This window comes from Sporosarcina sp. UB5 (assembly GCF_050859005.1).
GTDB lineage: Bacteria > Bacillota > Bacilli > Bacillales_A > Planococcaceae > Sporosarcina.
In genome coordinates this window covers 1206117-1217500 of the sequence record NZ_CP125984.1, presented here as the reverse complement: position 1 = coordinate 1217500, position 11384 = coordinate 1206117, and the positions used below count along the sequence as shown (strand labels likewise).

7 protein-coding genes and 2 rRNA genes (1 of these 9 only partly in view) are annotated in these 11384 nt (G+C 49.0%); all 9 read right to left on the bottom strand.

Features of this window, described 5'->3' with window-relative positions:
• A 23S ribosomal RNA gene (locus tag QM454_RS06380) occupies positions 1-2271 on the bottom strand; it reaches 663 nt to the left of the window's first position.
• Positions 2272-2629: 358 nt separating this feature from the next.
• Positions 2630-4181: ribosomal RNA gene (locus tag QM454_RS06375) — 16S ribosomal RNA — on the bottom strand.
• The 16S and 23S rRNA genes sit together here, the layout of an rRNA operon.
• Before the next feature lie 403 nt (positions 4182-4584).
• On the bottom strand, positions 4585-6075 hold the full coding sequence (gene lysS, locus QM454_RS06370) for a lysine--tRNA ligase (RefSeq protein WP_432363011.1): 1491 nt from the start codon (positions 6073-6075) through the stop codon (positions 4585-4587).
• 152 nt (positions 6076-6227) lie between these two features.
• Positions 6228-6731, bottom strand: a complete 504-nt coding sequence (gene folK / locus QM454_RS06365; RefSeq protein WP_432363008.1) for a 2-amino-4-hydroxy-6-hydroxymethyldihydropteridine diphosphokinase — start codon at positions 6729-6731, stop codon at positions 6228-6230.
• Positions 6728-7096, bottom strand: a complete 369-nt coding sequence (gene folB, locus QM454_RS06360) for a dihydroneopterin aldolase (RefSeq protein ID WP_432363005.1) — start codon at positions 7094-7096, stop codon at positions 6728-6730. The genes folK and folB overlap by 4 nt, the downstream gene beginning before the upstream one ends.
• 22 nt (positions 7097-7118) lie before the next feature.
• A complete protein-coding gene (gene folP, locus QM454_RS06355; RefSeq protein ID WP_432363003.1) occupies positions 7119-7973 on the bottom strand; it encodes a dihydropteroate synthase in 855 nt (284 codons plus the stop codon).
• Positions 7974-7977: 4 nt separating this feature from the next.
• A complete protein-coding gene (gene pabC / locus QM454_RS06350; protein ID WP_432363000.1) occupies positions 7978-8826 on the bottom strand; it encodes an aminodeoxychorismate lyase in 849 nt (282 codons plus the stop codon).
• Between the two features lie 16 nt (positions 8827-8842).
• Positions 8843-10258, bottom strand: a complete 1416-nt coding sequence (locus QM454_RS06345; RefSeq protein ID WP_432362997.1) for an anthranilate synthase component I family protein — start codon at positions 10256-10258, stop codon at positions 8843-8845.
• A gap of 117 nt (positions 10259-10375) precedes the next feature.
• Complete coding sequence (gene cysK / locus QM454_RS06340; protein ID WP_432362994.1) at positions 10376-11302, bottom strand: cysteine synthase A; 927 nt, start codon at positions 11300-11302, stop codon at positions 10376-10378.
• Between the last annotated feature and the right edge of the window lie 82 nt (positions 11303-11384).

Genomic DNA, 11384 nt, shown 5'->3' with positions numbered 1-11384 from the left:
ACCTGACACTGTCTCCTGCCCGGATCACGGGCAAGGGTTAGAAGTCCAATACAGCCAGGGTAGTATCCCACCATTGCCTCCTCCGAAGCTGGCGCTCCGGATTCCAAGGCTCCTACCTATCCTGTACAGGCTGCACCGGAATTCAATATCAGGCTACAGTAAAGCTCCACGGGGTCTTTCCGTCCTGTCGCGGGTAATGCGCATCTTCACGCATATTATAATTTCACCGAGTCTCTCGTTGAGACAGTGCCCAGATCGTTACGCCTTTCGTGCGGGTCGGAACTTACCCGACAAGGAATTTCGCTACCTTAGGACCGTTATAGTTACGGCCGCCGTTTACTGGGGCTTCAATTCGAAGCTTCGCTTGCGCTGACCTCTCCTCTTAACCTTCCAGCACCGGGCAGGCGTCAGCCCCTATACGTCACCTTACGGTTTTGCAGAGACCTGTGTTTTTGCTAAACAGTCGCCTGGGCCTATTCACTGCGGCTCTCTCGGGCTTTAACACCCTACCAGAGCACCCCTTCTCCCGAAGTTACGGGGTCATTTTGCCGAGTTCCTTAACGAGAGTTCTCTCGATCACCTTAGGATTCTCTCCTCGCCTACCTGTGTCGGTTTGCGGTACGGGCACCTCCCGCCTCGCTAGAGGCTTTTCTTGGCAGTGTGAAATCAGGGACTCCGGGGATAATTCCCCTCGCCATCACAGCTCAATGTTATAGAAACGGGATTTGCCTCGTTTCACACCTCACTGCTTGGACGCGCATAACCAACAGCGCGCTCACCCTATCCTTCTGCGTCCCCCCATTGCTGATAACGGCGGGGAGGTGGTACAGGAATATCAACCTGTTGTCCATCGTCTACGCCTTTCGGCCTCGACTTAGGTCCCGACTAACCCTGAGCGGACGAGCCTTCCTCAGGAAACCTTAGGCATTCGGTGGAAGGGATTCTCACCCTTCTTTCGCTACTCATACCGGCATTCTCACTTCCAAGCGCTCCACCAGTCCTTACGGTCTAGCTTCGACGCCCTTGGAACGCTCTCCTACCACTGACACCATAGGTGTCAATCCGCAGTTTCGGTGATCTGTTTAGCCCCGGTACATTTTCGGCGCAGCGCCACTCGACCAGTGAGCTATTACGCACTCTTTAAATGGTGGCTGCTTCTAAGCCAACATCCTGGTTGTCTGGGCAGCGCCACATCCTTTTCCACTTAACAGATACTTGGGGACCTTAACTGGCGGTCTGGGCTGTTTCCCTCTCGACTACGGATCTTATCACCCGCAGTCTGACTCCCAAACATAAATCATCGGCATTCGGAGTTTGTCTGAATTCGGTAACCCGGGATGGGCCCCTAGTCCAAACAGTGCTCTACCTCCGAGATTCTTTCGTTTGAGGCTAGCCCTAAAGCTATTTCGGAGAGAACCAGCTATCTCCAGGTTCGATTGGAATTTCACCGCTACCCACACCTCATCCCCGCACTTTTCAACGTACGTGGGTTCGGGCCTCCAGTAAGTGTTACCTTACCTTCACCCTGGACATGGGTAGATCACCTGGTTTCGGGTCTACGACCCCATACTCATTCGCCCTATTCAGACTCGCTTTCGCTGCGGCTCCGCATTCGCTGCTTAACCTTGCATGGAATCGTAACTCGCCGGTTCATTCTACAAAAGGCACGCCATCACCCATTAACGGGCTCTGACAACTTGTAGGCACACGGTTTCAGGTTCTATTTCACTCCCCTTCCGGGGTGCTTTTCACCTTTCCCTCACGGTACTGGTTCACTATCGGTCACTAGGGAGTATTTAGCCTTGGGAGATGGTCCTCCCGGATTCCGACGGAATTTCACGTGTTCCGCCGTACTCAGGATCCACTCTGGAGGGGACGGACTTTCGACTACGGGGCTATTACCCGCTATGGCAGACCTTTCCAGGCCTCTTCGTCTAATCCGTCCCTTTGTAACTCCGTATAGAGTGTCCTACAACCCCAGGAAGCAAGCTTCCTGGTTTGGGCTCTTCCCGTTTCGCTCGCCGCTACTAAGGGAATCGATGTTTCTTTCTCTTCCTCCGGGTACTTAGATGTTTCAGTTCTCCGGGTGTGCCTCGTTTACGCTATGTATTCACGTAAACGTACTACCCCATTACGGGCAGTGGGTTTCCCCATTCGGAAATCTTCGGATCACAGCTTACTTACAGCTCCCCGAAGCATATCGGTGTTAGTGCCGTCCTTCATAGGCTCCTAGTGCCAAGGCATCCGCCGTGCGCCCTTTCTAACTTAACCTTTATACGGATTTCGATAAGCTTCGCATTGCGTTGTCAGCTTCGTTCGTTCACATCCTCACGTGCCTAAGCACGCTCCGGTGTTCACTCACTCGCTTCCTAGCACTGCTCGCTTCTCGCAATCCTCGGGTGAGTAGTAGTACTTAGCGATAAGTACAGAAACTACTCGTTAAAAAAGTATTGTTCAATCACTAAGTGATCGACTCGGTTGATTACTTGATGTTTTGTTGCTTCAATGTCGTTTTATCCAGTTTTCAAAGAACAAGTTTCGAAAGTGCATCCTAATGGATGAACCTTCAAAACTGAACGCAAAACGTCAACGTATGAACCAAAGGTTCATATTCCGTAATTATCCTTAGAAAGGAGGTGATCCAGCCGCACCTTCCGATACGGCTACCTTGTTACGACTTCACCCCAATCATCTGTCCCACCTTCGGCGGCTGGCTCCCGTAAGGGTTACCCCACCGACTTCGGGTGTTACAAACTCTCGTGGTGTGACGGGCGGTGTGTACAAGACCCGGGAACGTATTCACCGTGGCATGCTGATCCACGATTACTAGCGATTCCGGCTTCATGCAGGCGAGTTGCAGCCTGCAATCCGAACTGGGAACGGTTTTATGGGATTGGCTCCCCCTCGCGGGTTCGCAGCCCTTTGTACCGTCCATTGTAGCACGTGTGTAGCCCAGGTCATAAGGGGCATGATGATTTGACGTCATCCCCACCTTCCTCCGGTTTGTCACCGGCAGTCACCTTAGAGTGCCCAACTGAATGCTGGCAACTAAGATCAAGGGTTGCGCTCGTTGCGGGACTTAACCCAACATCTCACGACACGAGCTGACGACAACCATGCACCACCTGTCACCGCTGTCCCCGAAGGGAAAGACATGTCTCCATGCCGGTCAGCGGGATGTCAAGACCTGGTAAGGTTCTTCGCGTTGCTTCGAATTAAACCACATGCTCCACCGCTTGTGCGGGTCCCCGTCAATTCCTTTGAGTTTCAGCCTTGCGGCCGTACTCCCCAGGCGGAGTGCTTAATGCGTTAGCTGCAGCACTAAGGGGCGGAAACCCCCTAACACTTAGCACTCATCGTTTACGGCGTGGACTACCAGGGTATCTAATCCTGTTTGCTCCCCACGCTTTCGCGCCTCAGCGTCAGTTACAGACCAGAAAGCCGCCTTCGCCACTGGTGTTCCTCCACATCTCTACGCATTTCACCGCTACACGTGGAATTCCGCTTTCCTCTTCTGTACTCAAGTCCTCCAGTTTCCAATGACCCTCCACGGTTGAGCCGTGGGCTTTCACATCAGACTTAAAGGACCGCCTGCGCGCGCTTTACGCCCAATAATTCCGGACAACGCTTGCCACCTACGTATTACCGCGGCTGCTGGCACGTAGTTAGCCGTGGCTTTCTGACGAGGTACCGTCAAGGTACGGGCAGTTACTCCCGTACTTGTTCTTCCCTCGCAACAGAGCTTTACGATCCGAAAACCTTCTTCGCTCACGCGGCGTTGCTCCATCAGACTTTCGTCCATTGTGGAAGATTCCCTACTGCTGCCTCCCGTAGGAGTCTGGGCCGTGTCTCAGTCCCAGTGTGGCCGATCACCCTCTCAGGTCGGCTACGCATCGTCGCCTTGGTAGGCCGTTATCCCACCAACTAGCTAATGCGCCGCGGGCCCATCCTGCAGTGACAGCCGAAACCGTCTTTCAGAGTTCTTCCATGCGGAAGAACTGATTATTCGGTATTAGCCCCGGTTTCCCGGAGTTATCCCCATCTGCAGGGCAGGTTGCCCACGTGTTACTCACCCGTCCGCCGCTAATATCAGGGAGCAAGCTCCCATCAATTCGCTCGACTTGCATGTATTAGGCACGCCGCCAGCGTTCGTCCTGAGCCAGGATCAAACTCTCCATAATAGAGAAATTCGAGTAGCTCGAGTTTCTTGCTGGCATCATTTAAGATGTCAATTTTGAATCCAAAGATTCGTTTGTTCTGTTCACCGACAGAGTCGGCTTCAGAACTTTATTTGTTGACGTTTTGCTGTTCAGTTTTCAAGGTTCATTTCTTGCTGCTCCGTTAGAAGCAACTCTTATATAATATCATGTTCTCGTTTCCGATGTCAACAACTTTTTTTAAAAACTTTTTCAAGTTGTTTCAAGCAGTTATTCGTTTACCGGAAGCGCAACGTTTATTACTATACCAGCTTGTCTTTTTGATTGCAATACTTTTTTCGAAAAAAGTTTTCTTCATTCATTTACTATAGAAGCGAGAACCGCGCAACAACGTTTCAATCGTTATTGCACGGCGCTTCTTTTCTAATTACTCTTTATGTCTCATCTGCGGGAACAAGAGTATATCACGAATTGATTGAGCGTTCGTAAGCAACATTACAAGACGGTCAATACCGATTCCTAGGCCGCCTGTTGGAGGAAGTCCATATTCAAGTGCTTCTATAAAGTCTTCATCCATATCATGCGCCTCGTCGTTGCCTTGCTCCTTTTCGATCAATTGCGCTTCAAAACGGGAACGCTGGTCGATAGGATCGTTCAACTCAGTAAATGCATTCGCGTGTTCGCGGCGAACGATGAATAATTCAAAGCGATCTGTAAAACGCTCATCTTCCGGATTCTTCTTCGCGAGAGGCGAAATTTCTACAGGATGGCCGTAGATGAATGTTGGTTGGACAAGTTGCTCTTCGACTTTCTGCTCGAAGAATTCATTTAACACATGGCCTACATCCATCATGCCTGTCACTTCTACGCCATGTTCCTTTGCAAGGGCATGGGCTTCTTCCTTCGTCATTTGCTTCCAGAAGTCGACACCTGTATATTCCTTAATTGCATCTACCATATGGAGACGTTTCCAGCCCGGCGAAAGGTCTATTATATCTTCACCGTATTTCACTTTCGTTGTACCGAGCACATCTTGTGCGATGTGAGCGACCATATTTTCCGTGAGTTCCATGATGTCTTTATAGTCCGCATAAGCTTCATATAGTTCAATCATCGTGAATTCAGGGTTATGTCTCGTGGAAATCCCTTCATTACGGAAAACGCGGCCGATTTCATATACTTTTTCAAGACCGCCGACAATAAGGCGTTTCAAGTGAAGCTCAATCGCAATACGCATATATAGCGTCATATCCAAAGCGTTGTGGTGTGTAATGAACGGACGTGCCGACGCTCCTCCTGCGATTGCATGCAACATTGGCGTTTCAACTTCAAGGTAGCCTTGTCCATCTAAATACCGGCGCATCGATTGGATGATGCGGCTTCTCGTGATGAAAGTCTCTTTGCTTTCTTCTGACATGATCAAATCAAGATATCGTTGGCGATACCGCTGCTCAATATCCTTTAACCCGTGGAATTTATCCGGCAACGGACGAAGTGCTTTCGTCAGGAACGTGAATTCAGTTGCTTTAATGGAAAGTTCTCCGACTTTTGTTTTGAAGACGTTTCCTTTGATTCCGACAATGTCCCCTAGATCCGCGTGGCTAAAAATGTCATACGCTTCTTCGCCTACTGCATCTTGACGGACGTAAATTTGAATCTGGCCACCAAGATCCTGGATATGAGCAAATCCAGCTTTCCCTTTGCCCCGCTTCGTCATAATTCGTCCTGCTATTTTTACCTCATGTACTGTTTCGTCCAATTCCTCTTTCGAAAGACCCTCATAAGCTTCGCGAATTTCATTGGATAGGTGCGTCCGCTCATATCTTGCGCCAAACGGATCTAAACCGCTCTCCCGCAATTCATCCATCTTTTGGCGTCTCACCAAAAGCTGATCGTTCAATTCATCCAAATGGGACATTTCCTTCACTCCTTCATTTAATTATCCCTCACGCCGGATGGCATGTTCCTATTGTACACAAACTCGTTATGTAAAAAAAGCCGCCACTATAATGGCGGCTCGCATCGATTGAGTTTCATACTAACTATAGATAGAGACGAACATTCGCCGAGTCATAGCAACTGTTCGACTCCCGTAACTTTCTTCCAAAGTACAACGCCAGTATCATCAGGAACTTCCTTTGCAAACGGTATTCCCGTTACAGGATGTTCGATTGTAGGCGTGATTTCTAATAAAGGCACGAGAACAAATGCCCGTTCACCCATTCTCGGATGTGGCACAAGTAAATTCTCCGCTTCAATATTGTCGTTATTATACAGTAAAATGTCAAGGTCTACAGTCCGGGGGCCCCATCTGATTTCACGTACACGACCTAAGTCGTTTTCAATATGTTGGCATGCCGCTAATAATTCATACGGATCCAATAAAGTCTTCACACAGACGACCAAATTCAAGAAGTCCGCCTGATCCGTATAGCCGACAGGCGCAGTTTCGTAAATGGAAGAAACCTCCGTCACCTCAGCCCTTTCGTGGGCATGAAGTGCGCGGACCGCCTCCTTTAGATGATGCAACCTGTCTCCGATATTGGATCCTATGGAGATGTATGCGGTATTCATGAAAATTGCCCTCTCGTAATTTCTACAGATACCGATGCATAGTGTCCAGCGATTGGCGGATCAGGTTTAATTAAGACGACCCGGACGCCATGGACTTGACCGGCGAACTTTTGCAAAATGAGACGGGAAATTTCCTCAGCGACGGATTCAATTAGCTTCCGTGGTTTCCCCTCGACTACGGTACGACAAACTTCGAACACTTCCGCGTAATTAACCGTCTTCTTTAAATCGTCCGTTTCACCCGCTTCGGCCAAATCGACCGCAAGCGATACGTTCGCCCGGAAACGCTGCCCAAGCACATTCTCTTCCTTCAACGCACCGTGATAACCGTAAAACTCCATCTCATTTAAATGAATATAATCCATCCTCGCACCCTCCATTTCCAGATCAGTCGACGCTTACTTCCGCTTTACCCGCTAGCACGTCCATCATTCTCACCATGCGGGATATCGCCTTCACATCATGCACCCGAACGATATGGCAGCCGTGCTCGATGCCGTAGCAAACTGTAGCACCTGTCCCTTCCATCCGCTCATCGACCGGTAGATCCAATATGTTGCCGATCATCCTTTTCCGGGATGTTGCAAGTAGTAGCGGATACCCCAAATCGGATATCCGACGAAGCCCTTGCATTGCCAACACGTTCTGCCTCGTATTTTTCGCAAAACCGATGCCCGGATCAAGCCAAATATTGCTTTCCGGCACACCCGCCTTCCGTGCGATGTCTACACTTTCTTCTAAATCGGCAATCATCGCATCCATGAACGGCCCTTCGTATTGCGCCTTTTCACGATTATGCATAAGAATAATCGGCGCTCCGTGGGCGGCCGCCACTTCCGCGATCCTCGGCTCACGTTTCGCACCCCATACGTCATTGACAATCGTAGCGCCCGCTTTCAATGCGGCATCAGCTACATCCGCCTTGTACGTATCAATTGAAATGACACAACCCAATTCTTGAGCTAACGCCTCAATTACCGGAATCGTTCGCTCCAGTTCCATTTCGAGAGAGACCGGGGCGTGCCCTGGTCGAGTGGACTCACCGCCGATATCGATAATTTTCGCACCGTCTCGAAGCATTTCTTCCGCGTACTTTAGCGCTGCATCGATTTGTCCGTATTTACCTCCGTCCGAGAAGGAGTCCGGCGTAACATTCAAAATGCCCATTACGGCCGTCTCCTTTTTGAAATCAAATTCAGTATTCCGTAGACGGTATATGTCTTTCGCTTTCGATAACTCCATTACGTTACCCCTCTTTCATTTCATCAATCGCCTGTACATATAATCGATGCAGTTTTTGATAATAAACCCCGGAAGCTCCGGGCATCGGCACCTCGCCTACCGCAGAAAGAGGGACGAGCTCTTGGATTGAGTTCGAAACGAACACTTCATCCGCCTGTTCGACTTCACATTTTGCAAACAACCCAATTTGCATATCCATTCCGACCTCTGCTGCTAAATCCAAAATAAACGCTCGGGTAAGGCCTGGCAAAATTCCCGTTTCAATTGACGGCGTGTACAACGCCCCATCTTTCACCCAAAACACATTCGACGTCACACCTTCAGCAACGTGACCTTGCGCCGTCAGGAAAATCCCTTCCAACTCCTTCAAAGAAGGCAGTTCCAAACGTCCGCGAACATTGTTTAAGAAGTTATGCGACTTGTGACGGACCTGACTTTCGGGAAGATTCCTCTCCGTCTCTAGCCACACCGCTTTCTTTTCCGTTCCCCGCGGGACTACCGCAAGCTCTTTTCGGAATAAAATAACGTTCGGTGTTACGTATTCGGACGGAGCCAAACCGAGATCGTGCACACCCGCGGATACATTCAAACGAAAATACCCATCACGTCCACCCGAACGAATATGTAACTCTTGGATTACTTCTAAAATCTCCTCATCCGAATAAGGCATCGATACCCGGTATTCACGCAATGCCACTCGCAGCCGTTCCATATGTTCTTTGAATAAAAACACGCGTCCCTCATACGTCCTGAACGTCTCGAAAAAACCTGCGCCATATAAAAACCCGTGATCGAAAGGAGAAATCGTCAACTGTTCCGCCTGTTCAAATTTACCGTTCATCCAACAAAGCATGGAGCTGTTCCTCCTTTCATCGGATTGCTTCGGCCATTTCCTTCGCTTGCCAGAGCGCCCTCGCCTTATTGAGCGACTCTACGTATTCTGCTTTTGGATCGGAATCCGCCACTAAACCTGCACCCGCTTGGATATGGGCGATTCCATCTTTTATATATGCCGTCCGAATGACGATATTTAAATCCATATCACCAGTAAAACCAATCCAGCCGATTGACCCTGTATACAAGCCTCTTCGCGTCGGTTCCAACTCTTCGATAATTTCCATCGTTCGCAACTTCGGTGAGCCTGTAATTGACCCTCCAGGGAACACCCCTCTAATAATAGCGGCGTTCGATAGATCAGGAGCTGCTGTTCCTCTTACATTTGAAACGAGATGCATAACGTGTGAATACCGCTCAACGACCATGAATTCGTCCGTTTCCACCGTTTCCGGCATACAAACTTGTCCGAAGTCCTCAATTTCCTGTTCGACAAGCATAATATGCTCGCCTTTTTCTTTTTCGTCAGAGAGCAAGTCCTGTTCAAACGCCTCGTCTTCAATTACCGATGCTCCTCTTGGCCTCGTCCCTCCAATTGGACGCGTGCTCAATTCCGTTCCACGCTTTTTTAGTAACAATTCGGGAGAACCGGAAACGACAGCGAATTCTTTTGCCCCAATTGACGCCATATAAGGTGAAGGATTGAACGACCGTAACGCTTCGTACATCGAAAGCGGATCAGCGGAAAGCTCCTTCGATTGACGAACAGTTAGGTTGACTTGATTAACTTCTTTATTCGCTATAAATCGCTGAACATCGCGCACCATCTGTTCGAATTGCGGTCCAGTTACCGATACTTCCACATTTTCAGGTCTTGAATAGTCGATTTCATAGCCGTCAGACTCGGCAGCGCGTTTCCCAAATCCAACTTCCGCCGCCTTTAGCCATTCACTTTCCACTTCCGACACATCGAGCCCCCGACCAGGTAATGTCATGAAATAGACAGTCTCCGTTTCGAGATCAAGAACTGCCCAGCGGTCAAATAAATAGAAATAGACGTCCGGCGTCTCGAGGTCATCGACAGCTATTGTAGGTATTGGCTCATATGATCGAGCGTAATCATAGCTAATGAAACCAATTGCGCCTCCTTGGAAGTCTGGCAACTCCGACACATTGTCCATCTTCATCGTTTGGACAAACGCACATAACAGGTCAAGCGGGTCGCCTTCCTGCAGTTCCTTTGTCCCGTCACGCCATTCAAACTCCAATGAGTTAGCTTGTGTACTTTTTAACGTCACTAGCGGGTCAACGCCTGCGATGCATAGTTTACCTGTACGTCCGCTCTCAAGCAAAACGTGTTGTTCCGTCGTTTTCGCAAGTTCTTTATATGCGTAAAAAAATTGCTCCTTCGTCATGTCAGTCTTCGTATAATTAGGATGCAATTGTTCCATTTCATTTTCCCCCAGCTCCATTTAATATAGTTATCTTAACGTGTAAAGAGCCGTTTAGGCTACTATAAGGAACAAAAAAAGAGAGCCTCATAAGCTCTCTTTTTCAATGAATATCCCTTATTCTTCTTCAAAATGATAAAGCGGGGTACTCAAGTATCGTTCACCATTTGACGGAAGGATAGCAACGACGGTCTTGCCTTTCCCAAGCTTTTCCGCAACTTGGAGCGCTGCGAAAATAGCCGCCCCAGAGGAGACACCACCTAAAATCCCTTCTTCCCGAGCCGCTCTTCTCGCTGTATCATACGCTTCGTCATTCGTCACTTGAATGATTTCATTGTAAATATCCGTATCGAGTACTTTCGGGACGAAGCCCGCACCGATTCCTTGAATTTTATGTGGTCCAGGCTGCCCACCTGAAAGGACTGGTGAATCAGTCGGTTCTACCGCGATAATTTGCACGTCCGGGAAGCGCTCTTTTAATACGCTACCTGCTCCCGTAATTGTACCACCCGTACCAATACCCGAAATGAATGCGTCGACCCGGTCGAGAGCATCTGCAATTTCCGGTCCCGTTGTCAGACGGTGTACTTCTGGATTTGCTTCATTATTAAATTGCTGCGGCATGAACCAGCCATTCTTCTCAGCAAGCTCTTCCGCTTTACCGATAGCTCCTTTCATCCCTTCAGCCCCTGGAGTTAGGACTAGATCCGCGCCATAAGCGCGCAATAGATTCCGGCGCTCCAAGCTCATCGTATCCGGCATGACGAGCACTGCTTTATATCCTTTTGCAGCTGCAATCATCGCTAGGCCGATACCTGTATTTCCGCTCGTCGGCTCAATGATCGTACTACCTTCTTTCAAGTCCCCAGATTTTTCCGCAGCTTCAATCATCGCAAGCGCAATTCTGTCTTTGACGCTCGATCCTGGATTAAAGTATTCTAGTTTTAAATAAATGTCCGCACTGTCTTGATTCCCCATACGGTTTAATTTAACGAGCGGGGTTTTTCCGACAAGGTCCGCAATCGTGTTTCCGACTCTACTCATTGCTATCCACTCCTAATCCCTAGTTATTTGATATGTTTTATTGTATTAATAGTACACTCGAATTGTGAACAGTGTCAATCAT

What these genes read in the sequence shown, in the direction of transcription:
- folP (WP_432363003.1), bottom strand. Translation starts at nt 7,973, where the DNA reads ATGGAGTTATCGAAAGCGAAAGACATATACCGTCTACGGAATACTGAA.
- lysS (WP_432363011.1), bottom strand. Translation starts at nt 6,075, where the DNA reads ATGTCCCATTTGGATGAATTGAACGATCAGCTTTTGGTGAGACGCCAA.
- pabC (WP_432363000.1), bottom strand. Translation starts at nt 8,826, where the DNA reads ATGCTTTGTTGGATGAACGGTAAATTTGAACAGGCGGAACAGTTGACG.
- cysK (WP_432362994.1), bottom strand. Translation starts at nt 11,302, where the DNA reads ATGAGTAGAGTCGGAAACACGATTGCGGACCTTGTCGGAAAAACCCCG.
- folB (WP_432363005.1), bottom strand. Translation starts at nt 7,096, where the DNA reads ATGGATTATATTCATTTAAATGAGATGGAGTTTTACGGTTATCACGGT.
- folK (WP_432363008.1), bottom strand. Translation starts at nt 6,731, where the DNA reads ATGAATACCGCATACATCTCCATAGGATCCAATATCGGAGACAGGTTG.
- QM454_RS06345 (WP_432362997.1), bottom strand. Translation starts at nt 10,258, where the DNA reads ATGGAACAATTGCATCCTAATTATACGAAGACTGACATGACGAAGGAG.